The organism is Curvibacter sp. APW13 (assembly GCF_032337135.1).
In the GTDB taxonomy this organism is placed as follows: domain Bacteria; phylum Pseudomonadota; class Gammaproteobacteria; order Burkholderiales; family Burkholderiaceae_C; genus Allorhodoferax.
This window is the reverse complement of sequence record NZ_JAVXZZ010000002.1, coordinates 132,934-156,382: the sequence shown is the minus strand read 5'-3', so window position 1 is coordinate 156,382 and position 23,449 is coordinate 132,934. Positions and strand designations below refer to the sequence as shown.

The 23,449-nt window shown below is 64.8% G+C and carries 23 protein-coding genes; 12 read left to right on the top strand and 11 right to left on the bottom strand.

What is annotated here, in order from left to right; all coding sequences use genetic code 11:
- Positions 1-3: 3 nt before the first annotated feature.
- Both RQP54_RS09055 and RQP54_RS09050 read right to left on the bottom strand, forming a co-directional pair.
- Positions 4-981, bottom strand: a complete 978-nt coding sequence (locus RQP54_RS09055) for an Hsp33 family molecular chaperone HslO (RefSeq protein WP_315677921.1) — start codon at positions 979-981, stop codon at positions 4-6.
- Between the two features lie 43 nt (positions 982-1,024).
- The gene (locus RQP54_RS09050; protein WP_315678806.1) at positions 1,025-1,549 is read right to left on the bottom strand and encodes a gamma carbonic anhydrase family protein; all 525 of its coding nucleotides are present in this window, start codon (positions 1,547-1,549) and stop codon (positions 1,025-1,027) included.
- A gap of 84 nt (positions 1,550-1,633) precedes the next feature.
- On the opposite strand from RQP54_RS09050, the gene RQP54_RS09045 reads away from it, so the two are divergent.
- Positions 1,634-2,887 carry an EAL and HDOD domain-containing protein gene (locus RQP54_RS09045; protein WP_315677920.1) on the top strand — a complete coding sequence of 418 codons (1,254 nt, stop codon included), beginning with the start codon at positions 1,634-1,636 and terminating at the stop codon, positions 2,885-2,887.
- A gap of 74 nt (positions 2,888-2,961) precedes the next feature.
- Here RQP54_RS09045 and xerD read toward each other — a convergent pair whose 3' ends face one another.
- Together xerD and queG are read right to left on the bottom strand one after the other, a co-directional pair.
- Positions 2,962-3,864: a site-specific tyrosine recombinase XerD gene (xerD, locus tag RQP54_RS09040; protein WP_315677919.1), complete on the bottom strand. Its 903-nt coding sequence runs from the start codon at positions 3,862-3,864 to the stop codon at positions 2,962-2,964.
- A complete protein-coding gene (gene queG, locus RQP54_RS09035) occupies positions 3,861-4,925 on the bottom strand; it encodes a tRNA epoxyqueuosine(34) reductase QueG (RefSeq protein WP_315678805.1) in 1,065 nt (354 codons plus the stop codon). Before queG ends, xerD begins: the two co-directional genes overlap by 4 nt.
- Before the next feature lie 36 nt (positions 4,926-4,961).
- Between queG and tsaE the strand changes: the two genes are divergently transcribed.
- Both tsaE and RQP54_RS09025 read left to right on the top strand, forming a co-directional pair.
- On the top strand, positions 4,962-5,498 hold the full coding sequence (gene tsaE, locus RQP54_RS09030) for a tRNA (adenosine(37)-N6)-threonylcarbamoyltransferase complex ATPase subunit type 1 TsaE (protein WP_315677918.1): 537 nt from the start codon (positions 4,962-4,964) through the stop codon (positions 5,496-5,498).
- 2 nt (positions 5,499-5,500) lie between these two features.
- Positions 5,501-6,871, top strand: coding sequence for an N-acetylmuramoyl-L-alanine amidase (locus tag RQP54_RS09025; protein WP_315677917.1), 1,371 nt, complete (start codon positions 5,501-5,503; stop codon positions 6,869-6,871).
- Positions 6,872-6,883: 12 nt separating this feature from the next.
- Here RQP54_RS09025 and RQP54_RS09020 read toward each other — a convergent pair whose 3' ends face one another.
- Together RQP54_RS09020 and RQP54_RS09015 are read right to left on the bottom strand one after the other, a co-directional pair.
- Positions 6,884-7,318, bottom strand: coding sequence for a hypothetical protein (locus RQP54_RS09020; protein ID WP_315677916.1), 435 nt, complete (start codon positions 7,316-7,318; stop codon positions 6,884-6,886).
- Positions 7,319-7,387: 69 nt separating this feature from the next.
- Positions 7,388-8,374: a PfkB family carbohydrate kinase gene (locus RQP54_RS09015; protein ID WP_315677915.1), complete on the bottom strand. Its 987-nt coding sequence runs from the start codon at positions 8,372-8,374 to the stop codon at positions 7,388-7,390.
- A 149-nt stretch (positions 8,375-8,523) separates the two neighbouring features.
- Between RQP54_RS09015 and RQP54_RS09010 the strand changes: the two genes are divergently transcribed.
- The 5 genes from RQP54_RS09010 (at position 8,524) to RQP54_RS08990 (ending at position 13,055) form a co-directional block, all read left to right on the top strand.
- A complete protein-coding gene (locus RQP54_RS09010; protein ID WP_315677914.1) occupies positions 8,524-9,513 on the top strand; it encodes a sugar ABC transporter substrate-binding protein in 990 nt (329 codons plus the stop codon).
- 114 nt (positions 9,514-9,627) lie between these two features.
- Positions 9,628-10,587 carry an ABC transporter permease gene (locus RQP54_RS09005; protein ID WP_315677913.1) on the top strand — a complete coding sequence of 320 codons (960 nt, stop codon included), beginning with the start codon at positions 9,628-9,630 and terminating at the stop codon, positions 10,585-10,587.
- A 2-nt stretch (positions 10,588-10,589) separates the two neighbouring features.
- A complete protein-coding gene (locus RQP54_RS09000) occupies positions 10,590-11,381 on the top strand; it encodes an ATP-binding cassette domain-containing protein (RefSeq protein ID WP_315677912.1) in 792 nt (263 codons plus the stop codon).
- Positions 11,374-11,826 (top strand): RbsD/FucU family protein, encoded by a 453-nt coding sequence (locus RQP54_RS08995; protein WP_315677911.1) that lies wholly within the window; start codon positions 11,374-11,376, stop codon positions 11,824-11,826. Before RQP54_RS09000 ends, RQP54_RS08995 begins: the two co-directional genes overlap by 8 nt.
- Positions 11,823-13,055, top strand: a complete 1,233-nt coding sequence (locus RQP54_RS08990; protein ID WP_315677910.1) for an ROK family transcriptional regulator — start codon at positions 11,823-11,825, stop codon at positions 13,053-13,055. The genes RQP54_RS08995 and RQP54_RS08990 overlap by 4 nt, the downstream gene beginning before the upstream one ends.
- Before the next feature lie 17 nt (positions 13,056-13,072).
- On the opposite strand, the gene RQP54_RS08985 is transcribed toward RQP54_RS08990, so the two are convergent.
- Positions 13,073-13,720, bottom strand: a complete 648-nt coding sequence (locus RQP54_RS08985; protein WP_315677909.1) for a DedA family protein — start codon at positions 13,718-13,720, stop codon at positions 13,073-13,075.
- A 44-nt stretch (positions 13,721-13,764) separates the two neighbouring features.
- Between RQP54_RS08985 and mutL the strand changes: the two genes are divergently transcribed.
- The 3 genes from mutL to RQP54_RS08970 all read left to right on the top strand — a co-directional run bounded on the left by mutL (position 13,765) and on the right by RQP54_RS08970 (position 19,427).
- Complete coding sequence (mutL, locus tag RQP54_RS08980) at positions 13,765-15,759, top strand: DNA mismatch repair endonuclease MutL (protein WP_315677908.1); 1,995 nt, start codon at positions 13,765-13,767, stop codon at positions 15,757-15,759.
- Between the two features lie 35 nt (positions 15,760-15,794).
- Positions 15,795-17,747, top strand: a complete 1,953-nt coding sequence (locus tag RQP54_RS08975; protein ID WP_315677907.1) for an ankyrin repeat domain-containing protein — start codon at positions 15,795-15,797, stop codon at positions 17,745-17,747.
- Between the two features lie 177 nt (positions 17,748-17,924).
- A complete protein-coding gene (locus tag RQP54_RS08970; protein ID WP_315677906.1) occupies positions 17,925-19,427 on the top strand; it encodes a serine/threonine-protein kinase in 1,503 nt (500 codons plus the stop codon).
- Positions 19,428-19,442: 15 nt separating this feature from the next.
- Here the strand turns inward: RQP54_RS08970 and RQP54_RS08965 are convergent, their stop codons facing one another.
- The 3 genes from RQP54_RS08965 to RQP54_RS08955 form a co-directional block, all read right to left on the bottom strand.
- Complete coding sequence (locus RQP54_RS08965) at positions 19,443-19,934, bottom strand: cupin domain-containing protein (protein ID WP_315677905.1); 492 nt, start codon at positions 19,932-19,934, stop codon at positions 19,443-19,445.
- Between the two features lie 79 nt (positions 19,935-20,013).
- Positions 20,014-20,862: a DUF6671 family protein gene (locus tag RQP54_RS08960; RefSeq protein ID WP_315677904.1), complete on the bottom strand. Its 849-nt coding sequence runs from the start codon at positions 20,860-20,862 to the stop codon at positions 20,014-20,016.
- Positions 20,856-21,812 carry a sodium-dependent bicarbonate transport family permease gene (locus RQP54_RS08955; RefSeq protein WP_315677903.1) on the bottom strand — a complete coding sequence of 319 codons (957 nt, stop codon included), beginning with the start codon at positions 21,810-21,812 and terminating at the stop codon, positions 20,856-20,858. Before RQP54_RS08955 ends, RQP54_RS08960 begins: the two co-directional genes overlap by 7 nt.
- 84 nt (positions 21,813-21,896) lie before the next feature.
- Between RQP54_RS08955 and RQP54_RS08950 the strand changes: the two genes are divergently transcribed.
- Positions 21,897-22,796, top strand: a complete 900-nt coding sequence (locus RQP54_RS08950; protein WP_315677902.1) for a LysR family transcriptional regulator — start codon at positions 21,897-21,899, stop codon at positions 22,794-22,796.
- Here RQP54_RS08950 and RQP54_RS08945 read toward each other — a convergent pair.
- Entirely contained in the window at positions 22,793-23,440 is a 648-nt protein-coding gene (locus RQP54_RS08945) for an SGNH/GDSL hydrolase family protein (RefSeq protein WP_315677901.1), read from the bottom strand. The two genes, RQP54_RS08950 and RQP54_RS08945, sit on opposite strands and share 4 nt — an antisense overlap.
- Positions 23,441-23,449: the final 9 nt, after the last annotated feature.

Sequence of the window (23,449 nt, the reverse complement as noted above, 5' to 3'; positions counted from 1 at the left end):
CCCTCAGTGGGCCTGGGTGCCGCCGCTGCCCAAACGGGCCGCTTCGGTGAATACCTCGCCGGTATCCACGGCATCGAACCGGTACTGCTTGCCGCAGAACTCGCAGCCCACTTCAATATGGCCTCGCTCGGCAGCCAGCGCCTCGGCATCTTCCTGTCCCAAACCGAGGATCATCTTTCCCACGCGCTCACGGCTGCAACTGCAGGCAAAGCGCGGGCCGCTGTCGCCCACCAGGGGCTCGAAGCGGTTGAGCGTCTCTTCCCAGAACAGGCGCCGCAGCACGGTGTCCGCATCCAGCGTGAGCAGTTCCTCGCGCTTGAGGCTGGACGCCAGGGTAGCAATGCGGTTGTAGTGCTCCTCCATGGCGGCTGCGTCTGCCTGCTGGGTTCCTTCCAGGTTGCCGGCACCCTGCACCGGCAGGCGCTGGATCAGCAGCCCGGCAGCAATGTGGTCGTCGGCCGCCAGCACCAACGTAGTCTGCAGTTGTTCGCTGCGCAGCATGTACTGCTGCAACACCGCTGCAAAGTCGGGCAAGGCGCGGCCGTCGTCATCGGTCAGCGGTACCACGCCCTGGTAGGGCTGTTGACCGGGCAGGCGCTGGCGCGGGTCCAGCGTGATGGCGCAGCGGCCGCTGCCATGCTGGTTCACCATCTCGCCCAGCGTGGCTAATGGAGGCACTTCACCCGCCAGGGTGGCCGTTGAACGGAAGCTGAAGTCCGGCTGCACCTCGACCACGGCCACCTTGACCGGCCCGTCGCCGGCCACCTGCAGCACCAGCGCGCCGTCGAACTTGATGTTGGACTGCATGAGCACCGCCGCGGCGGACATCTCGCCCAGCACGGTACGCACAGGCTCCGGGTAGGGCCCGGTCTGCGTATTGGCTGCACGGCGCTGCAGCACTTCCTGCCAGGCACCGGTCAGGCGCACCAGGGCACCGCGCACCGGCAAGCCTTCAAAAATGAACTTGTGCAATTCGGACATGTGCGTCCTCCCTATGGTTGGAACCGCCCCTGCGGGGCCCGGTTCAATCGATCTTCTTGAGTCCGGCCTTGAAGCGCTGGGCGTTGTGGACGTAGTGCGCCGCGCTCATCTTTAGCCCCTGCTGCTGCTCCGCGCTGAGCTGCCGCACCGCCTTGGCCGGGCTACCGAGGATCATGCTGCCGTCCTCGAACACCTTGCCCTCGGTGACCAATGCGCCAGCACCGACGATGCAGCCCTTGCCGATGACGGCGCCATTGAGCACCACCGCGCCGATGCCGATGAGCGAGCCGTCGCCGATGGTGCAACCGTGCAGCATCACCTGGTGGCCGACGGTCACGTCGTCGCCGATGACCAGCGGCTTGCCGTGGTCGGCATGCAGCACGCTGGCATCCTGGATGTTGGTGCGCTCGCCGATGCGGATGCTCTCGGTGTCGCCACGTACCACGGCACCGAACCAGACGCTACTGTCGGCCGCCAGCTCCACCTTTCCCATGACCTGCGCACTGTCTGCCACCCAGGCCGACTCGGCCACCTGCGGGGCTACGCCATCGAGCGAATACAAGGCCATGTCCAAACTCCAGAAGCTGCAAAGGGGCTGATTGTAGGTTTTCATGCCCCACTACAATGGCCCGCAGTCTTTTCGACGCACGCTATGAACCCAGTCTCTCCCACACAGGCAGCAGCTGCCGCCACCGCCGGCACCATGGCCATTGCCCACCAGGCCATCGTCAACGCCCAGCGCAAGGTGTTCGGATACGAGCTGTTCGACCGCTCCGTGGCCGCAGACGCCCATACTGCCCATACCGACGCCCAGATGCTGTTCAATGCGCTGTCGACGGCGTCCGAGAGCACGATGGGAACCCGCGCGGTGTACTTCGTGAATTGCACCCACGACAGCCTCGCAGGTGGTCACCTTGACCTCGTGGCTCCGCAGAAGGTGGTGCTGGAAATCCCACCGCTGCCGATCTCCCAGGTGGACCAGATCCCGACCCGGCTGCCGGTACTGCAGCAGATGCACCAGCGCGGTTTTCGTCTCGCCATGGACTACTCGGTATTGACCAAGGCCTACGAGGCCTGGCTGCCACTGGCCTCCTTCATCAAGTTCGACCTCAGCATCCTCAAGCGCGAGGCGCTGGCTTCCTTCATCAAACTGGCACAGGCCAAGAGCCAGGCCATGCTGGTGGCGGAAAAAGTGGAGACCGCCGAGCAGTTCGACGCCCTGCAGTCGCTGGGCGTGGGCCTGTTCCAAGGCTACTGGTTTGCCAAGCCAATGCTACTGGATGGTCACACCATCCGTCCCGGCCAGGCCCATATCCTGCACCTCATCAACCTGGTGCGCCGACAGGCCAGCACCGACGAGATCGAGGAAGTGTTCAAGCACGACCCCACCCTGTCCTTCAACCTGCTGCGCTTCATCAATTCGGCCGGCTTTGGCCTGCGCAACGAAATCACCTCGTTCCGCCACGCAGTCATGCTGCTGGGGTTGAACCGCCTCTTCAAGTGGGCGGCACTGCTGCTCACCACCTCGGCCGGCGGCAACACACCCGCCGCCGTGGGCTCCACCGCCGTGCTGCGTGGTCGCCTCATGGAATTGTTGGCCCAGCAATCCCTGCCCGCCGAGGAAAGCGACAACGCCTTCGTGGTCGGGGTCTTTTCCCTGCTCGACACCATGCTGGGCGTACCCATGGAAACGGCCCTGGGTACGCTCAATTTGCCGACCTCGGTGACCGACGCCCTGCTGCACCGCCGCGGGGTCCTGGCCGACTACCTGGAACTGACGCTGGCCTGCGAGAACAACGACGATGCTGCGTTCGCGCGCACCAGCACGGCGCTGGGCCTGACCGGGGTGCAGGTGAACATGGCGCACCTCGAGGCCCTGGCCTGGGCGGAATCACTGGCCGCTTGACTTGCTACAGTTCTTGTAGCTGCCTACGCAATATTCACCTGGGCCAGAGCCCAATTTCACTGAAAATTCCGGCATCAGCCGCGCGGGTGGTGCTGCGCATGCAGCTGTGCCAGCCGTTCGCGGGCCACATGGGTGTAGATGGTGGTGGTGGAAATGTCGGCGTGGCCCAGCAGCATCTGCACCGCGCGCAGGTCGGCGCCGTGGTTCAGCAGGTGGGTTGCAAAGGCGTGGCGCAGCGTGTGCGGCGACAGGGGTGCGCGGATGCCCGCCTGCAACGCGTAGCGCTTCACGATCATCCAGAACATCACCCGCGACATGGCGCTGCCCGCATGCTGCCCGCGCGACGTCACGAACAGGTCATCACTCTGCTGCCCGGCCAGCAGCTCCTTGCGCGCCTCGGCCAGGTAGCGTGCGAGCCACTGCCCTGCGATCTGGCCATAGGGCACCAATCGCTCCTTGCTGCCCTTGCCGGTGACCTTGAGCACATGGTCGCTCAAGCCCAACTGGAACACCCGCAACCCCACCAGCTCGCTCACGCGCAGGCCGCTGGCGTACATCAGCTCCAGCATGGTGCGGTCGCGCACCCCCAGGGCCGTGCTGGTGTCCGGCGCATTGAGCAGGGCTTCGACTTGGGCTTCAGTGAGCGTCTTGGGTACACGCAAAGGCTGCTTGGCCGCCCGCATCTTCAGCGTAGGGTCGGTGGCCGCCAGCTTTTCGCGCAGTGCCCACAGGAAAAAGCGCTTGAACACCGTGAGGCGCCGGTTGGCCGTCGTCGCCTTGGTGGTCGCGTGGCGATGGGCAAAGTAGGCGTGCAGGTCGGTTTCCTGCACCTGCGCCAATGAACGCTCCCCCAGCCATTGCGCAAAAAGGTTCAGGTCGCGCCGGTAGGCGTCCAAGGTGTTGCGTGCCAAGCCATCTTCGAGCCACAAGGCATCAATGAACTGATCGACCCACTGCTGGTTGTCGGCACGGATCATGTCGTTTCACCCGCCTGCGCCAACGCCCAACGCACGTGCTCCTGCACCACGGGGTCGTCCACATGCTCCCGAGCGCGCAGGGCCTGCACCATGGCCGCTTTCTGCACCCCATCCACCTGCGGCGAACGCAGGGCATTGCCCAGGGCCACCGCCACGTTGCGCAGCCAGCGGGCGTGACCGATGCGCCGGATCGGGCTGCCCTCGGTGCGGGCCAGAAACGCGGCCTCGTCCCAGGCCCAGAACTGCAACAGGGCTTGTGGCGCCAGGTCGGCGCGGGCATCGAAATCAGGCAATGTACTGATCTGGGCGTACTTGTTCCAAGGACACACCAGCTGGCAATCGTCACAGCCGTAGATACGGTTGCCCAGCAGAGGTCGCAGGACTTCCGGGATAGGCCCCGCATGCTCGATGGTCAGGTAGGAAATGCAGCGGCGCGCGTCGAGCTTGCCCGGAGCCACGATGGCCCCGGTGGGGCAAGCGGCGATGCAGGCGGTGCATTGCCCGCAGTGGCTGCTGGTGGGCTCCGAGGGCGGCAATGCAATGTCGAGGTAGATCTCGCCCAGGAAGAACATGGAGCCGCCTTCACGGCTGAGCAGCAGGGTGTGCTTGCCGCGCCAGCCTTGTCCGCTGCGGGCCGCGAGTTCCGCTTCCAGCACGGGCGCCGAATCGGTGAACACCCGGTGGCCCAGCGGCCCCACCTCGGCCGCAATGCGCTCGGCCAGCTTCTGCAGGCGGCTGCGCAACACCTTGTGGTAGTCGCGCCCCCGGGCATACACCGACACCACGCCCTGCGCGGGCTGCTGCAGCCGCGCCCCTTCGGTGGCGGCCCAATCGGGAGGGGTGTCGCGCGGCAGATAATCCATGCGCGCCGTGAGCACGCACACCGTGCCCGGCACCAGCTCGGCGGGACGGGCGCGCTTGAGGCCATGGGCCGCCATGTACTGCATGTCGCCATGAAAACCTTGCGCCAGCCACGCCAGCAATCCGGGCTCGCTGGAAGAAAGATCGACACCGGCCACGCCGATTTGGGAGAATCCGAGCTCACGAGCCCAGGCGCGTATGCGCGCAAGAAGTTCGTGGCCGTCAAATGGAGAGCTATGGAGCGTCACCGTCCTATTGTAGAAAGCAGCACCCTGCCCGCCGTCGCCAGCCTGGTATGGCGCGACGAACTCGCCACCGAGGTGGCGGCAGGTGCCTTGGCCGCGCAAGCGGCACTGCGCGACTGCTTCATCGCCTTGCATGGGGACCTGGGCGCTGGCAAGACCACCCTGGTGCGCCACCTGTTGCGCGCATTGGGGGTGCAGGGCCGCATCAAGAGCCCGACCTACGCCGTGGTCGAACCCTATGAACTGCCTGGGTTCAATGCCTGGCACTTCGACTTCTACCGCTTTGCCGACCCGCGCGAGTGGGAGGATGCAGGCTTTCGCGACATCTTTGCCAGCCACGGACTGAAGCTGGCGGAATGGCCGGAAAAGGCCGCAAGCATGCTGCCCACCCCCGACCTCGACATCCGGCTGCAGACCGATGCGCAGGAACAGCGCCTGGTCACACTCACCGCCCACAATGCCACCGGCCACGCACTGCTTCTGGCGCTGCAGGCTGCCACAGCAGCGACAGCGGAAGGACGCGATTGAACATGCTGCGCCGACGCACCCTCCTGCAAAGTGGCAGCATCGTGCTGGCGCTGGGCGCGCGCCAGCTGGCCTGGGGCGCCGGCATCGTCAATGTGCGCGTCTGGCCGGCACCGGAGTATTCGCGCGTCACCATCGAGTCAGACACGGCGCTGGTCGCCAAGCAGACCTTCGTGCCCAACCCGCCACGCCTGGCGGTGGACATCGAAGGTCTGGTGCTGAACCCGGCACTCAAGGAACTGGTGGCCAAGGTCAAGCCCGACGACCCCAACATTGCCGGCATCCGTGTGGGGCAGTTCCAGCCCACGGTGGTGCGCTTGGTCATCGACCTCAAGCACCCGGCGCGCCCGCAGGTGTTCACGCTGGCCCCGGTGGCGGCCTACCAGCACCGGCTGGTGTTCGACCTCTACCCCGAAGCCGAGGTGGATCCGCTGGAGGCCCTGATCGCCGACCAGCTGCGCGAGCGCAAGCAGACCGCGCCGCCCCCACCCAAGGCCCCAGCCAACGATCCCCTAGGCGAATTCATCGCCCAGACCACACAGCCCAAGCCAGCCCCCGGCGCTATTGTTCCAGGAGCTGCCAACGCAGATCCTGCAAGGGCTACAGCCCAAAATGAACCCAAAAAGGACGGGGGCGGCAGCGACAGCGGCACCGACCGCCTGATCATCATTGCGCTCGACCCCGGCCACGGCGGGGAGGACCCGGGGGCCATTGGCCCGGCCGGCACCCGTGAAAAGGAGGTGGTGCTGCAGCTGGCCCACCGCCTGCGCGAACGCATCAACGCCACCACCGTGGGGGGCAACCCCATGCGCGCCTACCTGACGCGCGATGCCGACTACTTCGTGCCGCTGCACGTGCGGGTGCAGAAGGCCCGCCGCGTGCAGGCCGACCTGTTCATCAGCCTGCACGCCGACGCCTTCTTTACCCCCGAACCCCAGGGCGCCAGCGTGTTCGCGCTGAGCCAGGGCGGTGCGTCCAGCAGCGCCGCGCGCTGGATGGCGGCCAAGGAAAACAAGGCCGACCTCATCGGCGGCCTGAACGTGAAGGCCAAGGACGCCACCGTGCAACGCGCCCTGCTCGACATGAGCACCACGGCCCAGATCAACGACAGCCTCAAGCTGGGCAAGCAGTTGCTCGGGGAGATCGGCCGCGTCGGCAAGCTGCACAAGGCCAAGGTGGAACAGGCCGGGTTTGCCGTGCTCAAGGCACCCGACATTCCCAGCGTGCTGGTGGAGGCGGCCTTCATCAGCAACCCGACGGAAGAGACCAAGCTCAACAGCGAGGCCTACCAGGAAGCCCTGGCCGATGCGCTGATGCGCGGCATCACCGCGTACTTCAGCAAGAACCCGCCGCTGGCACGCAACCGCTCGGTCTGAGGGCGCGCAGATTCAGCGAACCGGGCGGCCTTCTTCAAATTCGACCGAGGCCTGCAGTTGGATTTCCAGTGGCACTGGCGAGGTTTCGCCCCCACTGATCCATTGGCGCGCCGCCTCGGTGTCGCCGAACAGGCGCACGATGTATGGAGAGTCCTTGGCGAACTGGCGCACCAGTTGGCGCGTCTGCTCCGACGTGGCCACGGCAGCTACCCGGATATGGGGGTTGGAATAGGCCGCACCGATCGCATGGGCCACGATCAGGTCGACTTCGGATTCGCTGATTGCAAGGCTGTCCACCGCGCTGAAATCCTCGATCAGGTAGCGCAGTCGGTCGAACCGTGGGTCATTCTGCAACTGGGCAATGGCATCGACGATGCCATCGATATGGATCGTACCGTTGTAGATTCGCACCGCACCGTGCGGTTCCCATTCCAGACTGATCGCCATCGTTCACCTCCCCTGCTTGAACACTGTTTCTTGTTGTGGGGCAGATGCTAACCGCTGGCGCCGCCCGCATCAAGGCCGTCCGGCGTGTGGTGGGGCCAGCCAGTCCCTTACCTCGTCGATGCCGGGCGGCTGGCAGCCTTGCCGCTGCACATTGATGCTGGCGCTGGCCACCGCATGCGCCAGCAAGGCGTGGGCGTGCGCCGCATCGGTCGCAGCACGCCCCCAGTCCTGCGGCAGGGCCAGTTCGAGCCAGCGCACGATCAGGCCAGCGAGAAAGCAGTCGCCTGCCCCCACCGTGTCGACCACCTGCAAGGGGCGGGACTCCCTGTGGTGGTAGCTGTCGCCATGGCGCGTGATGAGGGAGGCCCCATCGGCACCGCGGGTCAGCGCCAACCAGTTGGCCCCCGTCATGGTCAGGAGCGATCGCGCCTGGTCGATCGGGTCTGCCCCGGCAATGCCCAAGTGTTGCAGGTCTTCATCACTGGCCTTGATGACGTGCGCGTGCTGGATGGTTGCCAGGACATGGCTTCGATAGGCATCCGGATCGCCCATCACCGACGGTCGCATGTTGACGTCCACCACCACCATGCGACCGGCAAGGCGCTGGGCTACCAGCCAAGGCAGGTATGCCCGGGCGTCGCGCGGGTCCAGCGCCAGCGCTCCAGTGCAGACAATCTCCGGTGCATGCCGCGCACAGTCCTGCGTCATCTGCTGCGCGGTCACGGCACGGTCCGCTACCCCCTCCCGGTAGAACGCATAGTCTGGCTGCCCTGCCGCATCCACCGCCACCATGGCCAATGCGGTCGGCTCGGCGACCGGCTCGGGCTGCGCCAGCCGCACCGCGGCTGCCTCCAGCCCGGCAGCCAGTAGGCGCCCCAGGCGGTCGCGCGACAAGGGGTTGAGGTAGAGGGTCTCAACCCCCTGCAACGCCAGCGCGCGTGTCAGGTTGTACACCGCGCCACCCAGGCAGGGCTGGTAACAGCCATCTTCGCGGAGCACCATATCAATGAGGGCTTCGCCCGCGGTGGCGACTCGACAGTACTTCAGGTCTTGCATGGTTCGACTATTAGGGTTTTCGATAACTAAAACAACTTGATTTAGTAAAATGCCGCCACTATAGTTCAGCCACGCTACAAGGTAAAGCGTTAAATCCCCGGGAGAAACCCGGGGCCGGTTCCCCCCTTACACCACCCACAGGAGACCCCATGAAACTCGCAAGCACCCTGGCCCTGAGCGCCATTGCCCTGGCTACCACCACCGCCTTTGCCGCCAACGAGCCCGTCATCGGCCTGATCACCAAGACCGAGACCAACCCCTTCTTCGTGAAGATGAAAGAAGGTGCCCAGGCCGAAGCCAAGAAGCTCGGCGCCAAGCTGATGACCGCCGCCGGCAAGAAGGACGGCGACACCGCGGCACAGATCACCGCCATCGAAAACATGGTCACCGCCGGTGCCAAGACCATCCTGATCACCTCCTCGGGCGATGCCATCATCCCCGCCGTGAAGAAGGCCCAGGCCAAGGGCGTTCAGGTGATTGCCCTGGACAGCCCTTTCGACGGCGCCGACGCCCTGTTCGCCACCGACAACTACAAGGCCGGCATCCTGATCGGCCAGTACGCCAAGGCTGCACTGGGCAACAAGCCGGCCAAGATCGCCATGCTGGACCTGTTCCCCGGCCACCCCGTCGGTGCCCAGCGCCACAACGGTTTCATGACCGGTTTCGGTCTGAAGGCCAATGACGCCAAGTCCAACGAACTCTCCTCCACTGCAGAAACCGTCTGCGCCGCCGACACCGACGGCAACCAGGCCAAGGGCCAGACCGCGATGGAAAACTGCCTGCAGAAGGACCCGGCCATCAACGTGGTCTACACCATCAACGAACCCGCGGCCGCCGGTGCCTACAACGCGCTGAAGAAGGCTGGCAAGGACAAGGACGTGATCATCGTGTCCGTCGACGGTGGCTGCGCCGGCGTGGCCGACGTGGGCAAGGGCGTGATCGCTGCCACCTCGCAGCAGTACCCCCTGAAGATGGCCGCCATGGGCGTGGCCGCCGGTGTGGACTATGCCAAGGGTGGCAAGAAAGCTTCGGGCTATGTCGACACCGGTGTGACCCTGATCGCAGCGAAGGCCGTGGCCGGTGTCGACAGCAAGGACGTGAAGGTCGGTACCGACCTGTGCTGGGGCGACAAGAAGTAAGCCCTTTTCCGGTTGACTTCCCAGGCGCCGCGGGCGCCCCTCTGAACCGGGGAGCACAATCCCTGGGCGGCCGAGGGCGCCCGCTTTTCTTTTTTCTTTTTCTGGAGCTGTGCAGTGAGTACTTTCAAGGACAGGCTGCCGCCGATCAGCCAGCTGGGGCCTTTCATTGCCCTGGCCATTGCCTGTGCGGTCTTCGGCCTGACCACCGACAACTTTTTCACCGGCGCGAACTTCGCGCTGATCCTCCAGCAGGTCATGGTGGTGGGCGTGATCGCCATCGGCCAGACGCTGGTTATCCTCACCGCGGGTATCGACCTGTCCTGCGGCATGGTCATGGCGCTGGGCAGCATCGTGATGACCAAGTTCGCGGTCGAACTGGGCATGCCCGCCCCGCTGGCCATCCTCTGCGGCATCGGTGTGACCGCCGCCTTCGGGCTCATCAACGGCCTGCTGGTCACGCGCATCAAGCTGCCGCCGTTCATCGTGACCCTGGGCACCATGAACATCGCCTTCGCCATTACCCAACTGTATTCCAACGCGCAGACGGTCTCCAACCTGCCCCCCTTCATGATCGCCCTGGGCGACACCTTCAGCATCGCCGGCACGCCAGTGTCCTTCGGCACCGTGCTGATGGTGCTGCTGTACCTGGCGGCCTGGTTCTGGCTGCGCGAAACTGCGTCGGGCCGCCATGTCTATGCCGTGGGCAACAACCCCGAGGCGACGCGCTTGGTGGGCATCCCGACCGACCGCGTGCTGCTGGGCGTGTATGTGCTGGCCGGCATCTTCTACGGCATTGCCTCGCTGCTGCTGGTAGCGCGTACCGAGGTGGGTGACCCCAATGCGGGCCAGACCGAGAACCTGGATGCCATCACCGCCGTGGTGCTGGGCGGCACCAGCCTGTTTGGCGGCCGTGGCATGGTGCTGGGCACGCTGGTCGGCGCCATCGTCGTGGGTGTATTGCGCAACGGGCTCACGCTCATGGGCGTGTCCTCGGTGTACCAAGTGCTGATCACCGGCATCCTCGTCATCATCGCGGTGACCGTGGACCAACTTTCCCGCAAAGGAGGACGTTGATCATGAATGCGTCTCCCAAACTCGTATTGCAGGCCAAGGGCCTGGTCAAGCGCTACGGCCAGGTCACGGCCCTGGATGGCACCGACTTCGAACTGCGCGCCGGCGAAATCCTGGCGGTGATCGGTGACAACGGAGCCGGCAAGTCCAGCCTGATCAAGGCGCTGTCCGGTGCCACCATCCCCGACGAAGGCGAACTCTTGCTGGATGGCCAAAAGATCCGTTTCAACTCTCCCATCGAAGCGCGCCGCGCCGGCATCGAGTGCTGCTACCAGGACCTGGCAGTCGCCCCGGCGATGACGATTGCGGAGAACCTGTTTCTCGGCCGCGAAATGCGCCGCGAAGGCTTCCTGGGCAGCGCGCTGCGCATGCTGGACAAGAAGAAGATGCTCGACATCGCCGTGCAGCGCATGGCCGACCTGAAAGTGGGCATCCGCTCCATGACGCAGGCGGTGGAAACGCTCTCGGGCGGCCAGCGCCAGTGCGTGGCCGTGGCCCGCGCTGCGGCTTTCGCCCAGCACGTGGTCATCCTCGACGAGCCCACCGCCGCGCTCGGCGTGAAGGAAGGCAACATGGTGCTGGAACTGATCCGGCGCGTACGCGACAAGGGCCTGCCGGTGATCCTCATCAGCCACAACATGCCCCACGTGTTCGAGATCGCCGACCGCATCCACATCCAGCGCCTGGGCAAGCGTGCCGCCGTGGTCAACCCCAAGGCCATCAGCATGAGCGACACCGTGGCCGTGATGACCGGTGCCAAGACGGTGGACGAACTGCCGGAGGAAGCCCATGCTTAAAGGCATTTCCCCCCTGCTCACGCCCGAGCTGCTGAAAACGCTGATGGAAATGGGCCACGACGACGCCCTGGTGCTGGCCGATGCCAATTTCACCGCCGTGCGCATTGCCGCCGGCAAGCCGGTGCTGCGCCTGCCGGGCAGCAGCATGGCCGATGTGGTGAAAGCCATCACCGACCTGCTGCCGCTGGCCGCCGACGTGCAGCACCCCGTGGCCTACATGCAGGTCAGCGACAAGCCCGACGACTACCAGTCGGGCCTGCAGCGCGAGGTGCTGGCCCAGGTGAACCCGCTGCTGCAGGGTGGGCAAAGCGCCGAAGGGCTGGAGCGGTTTGCGTTCTACGACCGGGCACGTGAGGCATTCGCCGTGGTCCTCACGGGGGAAACACAACCCTTTGGCAACTTCATCCTGCGCAAGGGTGTCATAGCGGACAATCTGCGCCCATGACGCCTGCACAGCCCACGCTTGAGACCTCGCCCGCAGCCCCGGCCCCGCTGCGTCCGCGGGGCTCCAACCACGTGGGCATGCGGGCTTTCAACGAGCGGGTGGTGCTGCAGGCCATCCGCCTCAACGGTGCCCTGCCCAAGGCGGAGGTCGCCCGGCTCACTGGCCTGACCGCCCAGACCATCGGGCTGATCACGACCCGGCTGGAGGAAGACGGATTGCTGCTGCGCCAGGAACGCGTGCGAGGACGCATTGGCCAGCCTTCGGTGCCCCTGGCACTGAACCCCGATGGCGCGTTCTCGCTGGGCCTGAAGATCGGTCGGCGCAGCGCCGACTGGCTGCTGGTGGACTTCACCGGCGCCGTGCGCGAGCGCCGCAGCATGGACTATGCGTTTCCCGACTTGGAACAGCTGCTGCCCGCCATTCAAAGCAACATTGCCACGCTCACCGCGCCACTGGGGCCCTTGGCCGAACGTGTGGTGGGCATCGGCGTGGCGGCACCGTTCCAGCTTGGTGGCTGGCACCGCATGCTGGGGCTGTCGGAAAGCGCCTCGCAACAGTGGAACACCATCGACCTGCGCGCCGAGGTACAGCGCATGACCGATGTGCCGGTGATCTTTGCCAAAGACACCGCGGCGGCCTGCGTGGCCGAGCTGGTGGGCGGACGCGGGCGCGACATCAAGAGCTTTTTGTACCTGTTTGTCGACACCTTTGTCGGCGGCGGGTTGGTCATCAATTCGCACCTGCACACAGGCAAGCACGGCAATGCGGGCGCCGTGGCGTCCCTGCCCATGGGCCTGGGCGGCGCCGTGCACACTGCCGAGCAGTTGGTCACCCGAGCCTCGCTGTGGGAGCTGGAGCAACGCTACCAGGCCCTGCGGCTGGATCCCAGTGCCGCCTACGACGAGCGGGCGCTGAGTGATCCGTACCGGGTGGAGACGCTGGCCTGGATCGCGAAGGCCGCGAATGCTCTGGCGCACAGTATTGTGAGTGGCACCGCATTCCTCGACGTGGATGCCGTGGTCATCGACGGCTCGTTTTCGCGCACCGTGCTCGACAGGGTCATCGCCCAGACCACTGCAGCCCTGGCGCACTACAACTGGGAAGGCCTGTGGCCCACCTCCATCGTGGCAGGCACCACCGGGCCCGATGCCCGCGCACTGGGCGGCGCGCTGCTGCCCTTGCACGCCAACTTTGCCCCTGACCAGGACTTGTTCCTGAAGGTCGGCTAGCTCGACCGAACCTTGCCTCAGGCCGTTGCTGCCTTGCGCCGCGCCTTCCAGGCACCGAACAGCACGATCAGGCCCGGTATGAGGATCATGGCCCAGATCACCTTCTCCATGTGGTCCTTCACCAGCGGGATGTTGCCGAACAGGTAACCGATGGTGACGATGCCGCATACCCACAAGGCCGCACCCACCACGTTGTAGAGCGTGAACTTGGCGCGGTTCATGGCGGCCACCCCGCCCACGAACGGGGCAAAGGTGCGCAGGAAGGGCATGAAGCGGGCAGCGATGATGGTGAAGCCCCCATAGCGCTCATAGAAATCGTGGGCAGCGTCGAATGCCGCACGGTTGAAGAAGCGCGAGTTCTCCCACTGGAACACCTTGGGGCCGAAGTAACGGCCAATCGAATAATTGAGCTGATCGCCCAGCACCGCAGCCACAAACAGCAAAGCCACCACCAGCGGAAAGCTCATGAATCCCGCACCGGCCAAGGCACCGACCACGAACAGCAGCGAGTCACCTGGCAGGAACGGCATGACCACCAGCCCGGTTTCGACAAAGATGATGAGAAACAGCAAGGCGTAGACCCACGCTCCGTAGGTCTGCACAAACACCTCCAGATGCTTGTCCACGTGCAGGATGAAGTCGATCAGAAATGCAATAAGTTCCATGGCGGAGGATTATCCCAGCAGGGCATCGCCCTAAAATCCTGCGGGTGAACGCACCCACCCTCCACTCCGCTACCCAGCCCCCTCGCCGCCCCATCCGCGAACTGCCCGACGAGCTCATCAGCCAGATCGCCGCCGGCGAAGTGGTGGAGCGCCCCGCCTCGGTGGTACGCGAGCTGGTGGACAACGCGCTGGACGCCGGAGCCACCCAGATCACCGTGCGGCTGCTGGCCGGCGGCGTGCGCCTCATCAGCGTGGAAGACGACGGTGCCGGCATATTGCGCGACGAACTGCCCATCGCGTTCAAGCGCCACGCCACCAGCAAGATCGCCAACCTTTCCGAACTGGAGTCGGTGGCCACCATGGGTTTTCGCGGCGAGGCCCTGGCCGCTATCAACTCCATAGCTGATTGCGCAATACTTTCGCGGGCCAGCGGCCTGAATGATGCCTATTTGCTGGACGGCCGCACGGGCGAGCTGCGCCCCGTGGCGCGCGCCACCGGTACCACGGTGGAGGTGAAGGAGCTGTTCTTCAGCACCCCGGCGCGGCGCAAGTTCCTGAAGACCGACGCCACCGAACTGGCCCACTGCGTGGAGGCCGTGCGCCGCCACGCCCTGGCTAGAGCGGATGTGGGCTTTGCCATCTGGAGCGAAGGAAAGCTGGTTGAACAGTGGCGCCGCACCACCGCCCCCGACCCCATGACGGCCCTGGCCCAGCGCCTGCGCGACGTGCTGGGTGTGGAATTCCTGGAGCAGTCGGTGGAAGTGGACTTCCAGACCAGCGGCGCCAACGGCATTCCGGTGCGCGTGTGGGGCCGTGCCGGCATTCCCGACGCCGCCCGCTCGCGTGCCGACCAGCAGTTCTGCTACGTCAACGGCCGCTTTGTGCGCGACAAGGTGCTGACCCACGCCGCCCGCAGCGCCTATGAAGACGTGCTGCACGGCCACAAGCAGCCGGTCTACGCCCTGTATGTGGAGATGGACCCGACGCGCGTGGACGTGAACGTGCACCCCACCAAGATCGAGGTGCGCTTCCGCGACAGCCGCGAGGTGCACCAGGCCGTGCGCCACGCGGTGGAAAACGCGCTGGCGGCGCCGCGCTCGGCGCTGGCGGGTACGGCTGCGCTCCAGGTGGCCGCAGCGCCATCCAACTTAGACCCTGCTGCATTTCCAGAGCCAAATCGGCCCCTAGCCCCCGAATACCGTGCGCAGACAGCTATGAATTTCGTAGCAACTGACAACGACTACCAACCCAGCATGGTGCAGCACCGGGTGGAGGATGTAGGTGCGCTATGGCGCCCCAACCCCAGTGCAACCGACGCCACCAGCGGCTGGGCGGGGCAGGGATTTGCGCAGGTAAAGGAAGAGCCCGCAACGCGGGCGGGGGACACGGAGCAAATTCCTGTCTCGCCCAGCCGCACCACAGGCCATGACGAACCCGAGCCCATCTGGCCCCTGGGCCGCGCAATCGCCCAGCTCCACGGCGTCTACATCCTGGCCGAAAACGCCCAGGGCCTGGTGCTGGTGGACATGCATGCCGCGCACGAACGCATCGTCTACGAGCGGCTCAAGCAGCAGCTCGGCACCGACGGCAGCCAGCGCACCTTGCCCAGCCAGCCCCTGCTGGTGCCCGCCACCTTTGCCGCCACCCCTGAAGAAGTGGCCACCGCCGAAGCCCAGCAGGACGCGCTGCTACAACTCGGCCTGGAAATCTCGCCTTTCTCGGCCAAGACCCTGGCCGTACGCGCCGTGCCCACCACCTTGGCCCAGGGCAATGCGGTCGAGCTGGCGCGCAGCGTGCTGGCCGAACTCGCGGCGCACGACGCCAGCACCGTGGTGCAGCGCGCCCACAACGAATTGCTCGCCACCATGGCCTGCCACGGCGCCGTGCGCGCGAACCGGCGCCTCACCATCGAAGAGATGAACGCCCTGCTGCGCCAGATGGAAGAAACCGAGCGCTCCGACCAGTGCAACCACGGCCGCCCCACCTGGCGGCAGCTCAGCATGAAGGAACTCGACGCCCTGTTTCTGCGGGGCCGCTGAAAGGTTTCAAAGCACCAGCGATGCAGAGAGAAGAAATGTCATTCACAGCAAAAATGGGGAAGTACACCGCCGCCCTTGGTTTCGCGTTTTTCTCGACCTCCACGTTCGCGCAGCAAGACATGGGCATCGAGAGAGCATGGCCACCGGTCAGCTGTCACATGGATTTGGATTGGGGTGTAGGTGTTACTGCTTCACCCTTATTCAAGGGGGCGATGCTCAGCGGCATCACACTGGCGTTTGCTCACGACCCCGAAAAGGAGCTGCGTCTACGTTCTAAGCGCATCGCGTTCTTCGCACTACCGGAAGGTAAGCCCATCCAGCCCACAGCCGAACGTAAGCTCGCACCGGTTTCCCTTAGGTCCGACCGCGTTACCGAGGCCGTGGAATTCGACTTTCCAACCACGCGTTCGACTAAGAACATCGCAATTGCCTTCGGTGAATCTTCTATCAGCCTGCGGTTTGGAGATCGCAAAGAGTCAATCGATACGCGTTCGAGATCATCGCGATTGATGGATGTCGCCAGCCAGATCAATGCACCGCGTGTTGAGTCATCGAGCTTTCCCTGTCCAGAGGGAATCTCAGGCTGGAAAGCCAAGGAACCATTGGAGAAGCGAATCGGCAGTCAAGATCCGGCTGTTGGACTTGAAGCCGCAGAGGAAGTAGTAGCCAATTCTGCGACCATGCCCTCGCGTTACTTGCTGTATGCCGCCTACCATTTGTGGAAGGATGGACGCGCGGAAGAGGCTGCTCGCTGGTTGGCTGCCGGCGTCTACCGGGAGGGCTATTCCGGCAGCTCTGGCGTCGCCTATGGATTTCTAATGGCGGCGACACAACCTATCGTGGACTATGCCCGTGGTCGATCGCCACTGTGGGCAGAGTCACTGCGGCAAGCCGTCAAATGGGATGACTTGGCGTACCAGCAGTGGGAAGATGAACAGGATGAAATCTCGAAGAACCGCCCCACGTGGTTGAAAAAGCGCGCCTACCAGCGCGAAGACACGCTGGCCTACGCCCAACAACTGACGGCGGACCCGAAGGCTCCACCGTTGAACCCCATTTGCCCGATCTGCCCGGCCAATCCGCTACGCCAAGCGCTTGAAGAGGGAAAAACGGAAGATGCATTGAAGATCCTTCGCGACCAAAAAATCGATCTCAACCGCAAGTACCCCTATGAAAGCAGCTACCTGCATTTGGCTTCCTCTAGGGGGCATCTGGAATTGATCGGCACACTGATTGACCGTGGAGCGAACCGCGAGGCAACCGACGAACTGGGCAGTACCCCCCTTGGCTGGGCCCGAGACGTCAAGACCATACAGGCCTTGCTGGACAGAGGTGCCAACGTCAACGCGCTTCAGGGACTCGACCGACAAACGCTGTTGATGCGCCTTATCTCAAACGGCACTCAGCAAGGTCTGATGAAGGATGAACGGGCAGAAGCCAACGCCCGCATCGCCTTGCTGCTTAAAGCAGGGGCCGACACCAACCTGGGGGACTCCTATGGACGCACTCCATTGCATGTAGCGGCGGCACGTGGTGATGAAGCGCTCATGGAGCTGCTTCTGGAGCACGGCGCGGACATCAACGCTGCAACTACCACCGGGCGCGATCGCGAACTTGCCAATACGCCACTTGCATTGGCAAAAGACCTCGCCACGGCAAGGTACCTCATCAAAAAAGGTGCCTCGCTGAAGCCCTCGCGTGGGGATGCTCCCTTGCTCTATGCCGTAAAGGGTGGAACTGTCGAGGTGGTAAAGCTGCTGCTCGAAATCGGCAGCGATCCCAACAGTATTGGCGGCGAGTCAAAATTCAACGCGCTGTACTACGCCATTGCAAGGCGAGACGCCGTTGGTGTCAGCATGGCCGAATTGCTCATCAAAAATGGGGCCGCCCCGGATGCCATCGTCAACGGAAACTCACTTGTAGGGTGGTCGAAGCGCTATGGCAATGAACCCGTGGTGAAACTACTGTTGCAGGCCGGGGCGAAATAAGTGATAGAGCGCTCCGACCAGTGCAACCAGGGCCGCCCCACCTGGCGACAACTGAATTTGAAGGAACTCGACGCCCTGTTCCTGCGGTGGCGCTGAGTCAATCCCCCACGCCCGCGACGAGGCCAGTGCCTGATGGCCCCACCATAGAATGCATTCCTTACAAAATGGGTTGGAACCATGACCACAGAACACCCCCAGCGAGCGTCGGTTGATACACCGCCAAACGCACAACCCGCGGGGCCTGTCGGCGTGGACGTGACGCTGGATTTCGACTTGGCTGGTGACAACGCTGCCGGCCATCCCATTGCCCTTCCGCCCGCCTACGCACTGCTGGAGTACAGCATTGAATCGGTACTCGGCACCGGGGGCTTTGGCATCACCTACCTGGCATACGACCAGCACCTGCAATGCCGAGTCGCCATCAAGGAATACCTGCCAGGCGAATGGGCTACCCGTGCTGCTGCGTTTGCAGTCGTGCCCCGCAGCGCTGAACACGCGGCAGACTACCGCGATGGTTTGGCGCGCTTCCTGTCCGAAGCGCGGGTGCTGGCGAGCTTTCGGCATCCGCACATCGTGCGCGTGAACCGGTTTTTCGAGGCCAGTGGCACGGCCTACATGGTGATGGACTACGAGCAGGGGCAATCCCTGCGGCAATGGGTCAAGACCCATGGCGCAGCGGACGAAACGCAGTTGCGCCGCATGTTTGCCGGTCTGCTCGACGGATTGGAAAAAGTGCACGGCGTGGGCATGGTGCACCGCGATATCAAGCCCAGCAACATTTACGTGCGCGACAGCGATACCAGCCTGGTGCTGCTGGACTTCGGCGCGGCTCGACAGGCCACCAGCAAGGCCTCGGAAGGTGTGACGAGCATGGTCTCGCCGGGCTTCGCACCGTTCGAGCAATACCACGCCCGCGGCCAGCAAGGCCCCTGGAGTGACCTGTATGCCCTGGGTGGCGTGCTGTACTGGCTGGTGACCGGCCACAAGCCCGTGGAGGCCCCGTCGCGCATCAAGGACGACTGCCTGCCAGCCGCAGCCGATGTCGCCGCTGGACGTTACTCCGAGGCTTTCCTGCGCACCATCGACTGGGCCATGGAAGTCGACGAGCGCGACCGCCCGCAGAGTGTGGCAGCCTTTCGCCCGGTGTTCCTGGGCGAGCAGAGCCCTCCTGCCGACATGCGCAAACCGCGGGTACACGAGGGCGGCCGCGACGGCGACACCGTGCGCCTGCATGAGCGGCCCGGTGTGGACGCAACGCCCGCAGCGGCATCCCCCGCTGCGCCCAAGGGTCCGGCATGGCGCTGGCCGCTGGCTCTGGTGGTCCTCGCCCTGCTCGTGGCATTGGTGTACACGACCTGGGGGCGGGCCTCGAAACCGGTGTCGGAGTCCGCGCGTACCAGCCAGCCTGTGCCGCCGCCGTTGGCAGCAACACCCGCCAAACCCAAGGCAACGCCACCGTCTGACAGTGGCAAATCCGTCGACAAGGGCAAGCACGAAGCGCCTGCTCCTACGGAAAACCCTCGCACCTTCGCCTGCAGCGACCTGCCTTTCGCCTTGCGCGTTACCTGCACCATCGAAGGCAAGGACGTGATCCGCAAGTGCGCGCCCGACCTCAAGACCTGGCGCAATGACCTTCCCGGCTGCCAGCGCCAGCAACAGGGCACCACCAGCCCGTTCTGACCGCGATCAGCGCATTCAGTAGGGCGTGCCGTCCTTGTGCGCGAACACCCATGCGCCGGCGACAAATCGGGCTTCCAGGTCATCGTCCGGGTAGCGCACCACATCGCCGGGGCTGCGGTCACCGACTTCCAGGTACACCACCTCGGTGTCGCTGTCGTTGACCAGGCGGTGGGCGTCGCCGCTACCGGCGCGAAACCCCGCGCACATGCCCGGCTGCAGCAGGGTCGCACCGGCATCGGTATGCAAGGTGGGCGTTCCACTCAGGATGTAGATGAACTCGTCCTGGCAGGCATGGCTGTGGCGCAGTGCCGACGAGGCACCCGGGGCCAGCACGGTGTGGTTGACGCCGAAGTTCTGCAGCCCGAAGGCATCGCCGAGGCGGCGCTTGGTGCGACCAGCCATGCGCGAAGCAAAGGGCTCGGGGTAGAGGCTGCGGCGCGCGAAGGGAGCTACCGACTCGGCCTGCAGGGCCACGGGGGTTTCGGAACCGGTAGGCGACTTGTCCATGGTGCAGCACCTTTTTGGGCAGTGGGCAAAAAGTTCATGGTACCCCAGTGGCAGACGCGATGCAGGCCACCCCGCGCTACTAGGGGTTGCACGCAGGGCAACTGGCAGCCGGGGCACTTGGCCGCTCGCCGTGAGGTCGCTGCTCCTCGTGGCCGCACGCGCTGCAGCCCCACACCTTCAGGCGCGGCAGGTGCGTGGGCGTGCCGCAAGCCTCGCAGGGTAGCCCCCCGCTGTGGCGCACCGGCCAAAACCCTGGTGCCGCGCACTGCGGACACGCGGAGGCCAGTTTCTGTGCCAGCTGTTTTGCGGCGTTGGCGATGACCGCTTGCCGCGTCGGGTTGCAGAAGGCACGCAAATCATGCTCGACAAACACCCCCTGCCCGCCTTGCCGGGCACGCCAGAATGCATCGAGCAGTGCCTCGTCGGTGTGGAGACCCTTGGCCACTACCGGGCCGTTTTCATCGCCTTGCCGCACTACCAGGTGGTGGTGGGGAAACCCGGCCTCCTGGGCAAATGCACGCAACGCGTCCTCGCTGCCCACCCGAGAATGGGCAGCCAGCGCCGGCCCTTGGGCATGTGCAGCCACTTCGCGCCCAGTGCGCCGGTCCAGCAACACCAAGACCTCGACATTCCAGGGCATGAGCCCGGCATAGGGGTCGACGCCGAATGCACCTTCACTGGCCAGAGCCAGCGGCCAGTCGCCAGTCTCAAAGGCGGCCTGTGCCTTGCGCCGGGCGGCCTCCAGCTGCGTGCCGCTGCGTGGGATGTCGCGGGTAAAGGTACCGAAACGGTCGGTGTCGATCCCGTCCACGCGCTCCACCACACAACCCAGCAGTGGCTCCAAATGGGGCGCGACGAGCGACTCCTTGCCGTGCTGGGTGACAAAGCCCACCCGCAAACCTTGGAAAGGCAAGGCGGCGTTCACCATGCGCTGGTAGCCACGTGGGTGTAGAGCGGGATGCCCAGCAGGATGTTGAGCGGGAACGTGATACCCAGCGACATGGCGAAATACAGCGAAGGCTTGGCTTCGGGGATGGCGAACCGCAGCACGGCGGGCACCGCAATGTAGGAGGCACTGGCCGCCAGCACCATCAGCAGCGCCGTTTCGCCCGGCGGTATGCCCACCAAGCGGCTCAGCACCCAGGCCAGCGTAGCGTGGCACAGTGGTGCCAGCACCGCGTAAGCCAGCATCCAGGGCGACTGGCCGCGCAGCTGGGGCAGGTTGCGGGCGGTCATCAGACCCATGTCGAGCAGGAAGAAGGCCAGCATGCCCTTGAACAGATCACCCGAGAACGGTTGCATGGCGGCCTTGCCGCTATCACCGGTTAGCACACCGATGACCATGGCACCAAGCAGCAGCAGCTGTGCGCCGTCGGTGAAGCTTTCGTGCAGCACCTTGCCCAGCCCGCCCTGCCCTTGCGTCTGGCCCTGCTGGCTGCGCAGATGATTGGCAAACAGCACGGCAATGATGATGGCCGGTGACTCCATCAGGGCCATGGCAGCAGCCATGTGGCCACCGAAGGCGATGCCCTGGCGCTCCAGCGCCTGGGTGGCAGTGATGAACGTGACCGCACTGACCGAACCATAGGTGGCGGCAATGGCAGCCGCGTCATAGGCGGCAATGCGCCGGCGCAGGATCTGGTACGAGATGAGCGGAATGACGATGGCCAGCATCACCGCCAAGCCCAGGCTCTTGAGCACCTCGGGCGTCAACCCGCTCTTGGCCAGGGCGAACCCGCCCTTGAGACCCAGCGCCATGAGCAGGTACAGCGATAGGAACTTGGAGATGGCCGGGGGGATTTCCAGGTTGGAGCGGGCCGTTCCCGCGAGGACTCCGAAGACAAAGAACAGGATGGCCGGATCAAGAAAACTGTGCATGCATACTCCTTTCCCACCGATGCTAGGGGTTCTGATCCACTATGTAAAATCGATATTTATGTGCTTTTACATAGACTTTCATCTATGAATATCACCTTCCGGCAGTTGCGCCTGTTCCTGGCCCTGGCCGACACCGGCTCCGTGAGCCAGGCCGCGCGCGCCATGCACGTGACCCAGCCCACGGCCTCGATGCAACTGCGTGAGGTCACGCAGGCACTGGGCATGCCGCTGTACGAGGTCATCGGCCGCAAGGTCTACCTCACGCAGGCCGGGTTGGAACTGGCGCGTACTGCCCGCACCATGGTCGACGAATGGGAGCGACTGGAGCAGACCGTCGGCTTGCTCCATGGCTTGCAGAAAGGACGCCTGCAGGTGTCCGTGGTGAGCACGGCCAAGTATTTCATTCCGCGCCTCATCGGCCAGTTCTGCCGCGAACACCCGCACATCGACGTTGCCATCGAGGTTCTCAACCGCGACGGCGTGGTGCAACGACTGCGCGACAACCGCGACGACCTCTATGTCATGTCACAGCCGCCGGCCGACATGGACCTGCAGGACCAGGTATTCATGTCCAACCCGCTGGTGCTCATTGGACCGCATGCACGGCGCGGCGCAAGCCTGCAGCTCCCGCGAACACTGAGCGACCTGAAGAGCGAACGCCTGATCCTGCGCGAAGCGGGGTCCGGCACCCGCATGGCGGTGAACGCAAGCTTTGCAGCACGGCGGTTTCGGCCCGGACTGCTGATGGAACTCGGCAGCAACGAGGCCATCAAGGAAGCCGTGGCTGCTGGCCTGGGCTACGGCATTGTCTCGCGCCATGCCCTGGGCAAGACGCCATCATCGCAGGGGGTACGCGTGCTGGAGCTGCCGGGCTTCCCCATCGCCTCGGCATGGCACGTGGTCTACCCGCGTCGCAAGAGCCTGTCGCCGCTGGCGCAGAAGTTCCTGCAACGGCTGACCCAGCTTGGGGACGCCAAAGCCTAGCCGCCGGCGCCCAATTGCGCTGCCACCACAGGCGCCATGGCCTCGCCCAGACGCAGGTGCTGATCGGCATCGAGGTGCACGCCATCCACCACACTGGCAGTGGCGACAGTCCCGGCGTCGAAGAAGGCACAACCGAGCTCGGTGCACACGGCCTGCAAGGCCGCGGACAGACCCACGCACTTGGCTTCGCCCCCTGCAAACTTCGGGGCCAAGGGACCGGCCGGTGTGCGGATCGGTGGCGGCGCCACCACAAGAATCGGCGGCACCGGCATACCGGGCTCGATGGGCGCGTTGCGGATAGCGTTGACGAGCGTGGCCACGCCTTGCGACGCATGCCAGGCCTTGTGCGGGTGCATGGACTGGAAATCGTTGGTACCCAGCATGAGCACCACCAGGGCCAGCGGCGACTGGCATTCGATCCGCTGGGCCAAGCCCTGCAAGCCGTTTCGCCCGGGTTTGAACGGGTCGTCCCATACCGTGCGCCGGCCATTGAGGCAATCCTCCACCACGCGCACACGGCGCCCTTGGGCCGTCAGGAGGTTTTCCATGACACCGGGCCAGCGGGCATCAAACGGTAGGCGCTGGCGTGTACCGGGAATGATGCCCCAGGAGAGGGAATCGGCGTAGACGAGGATGTGCTGCATGGGTGGCTC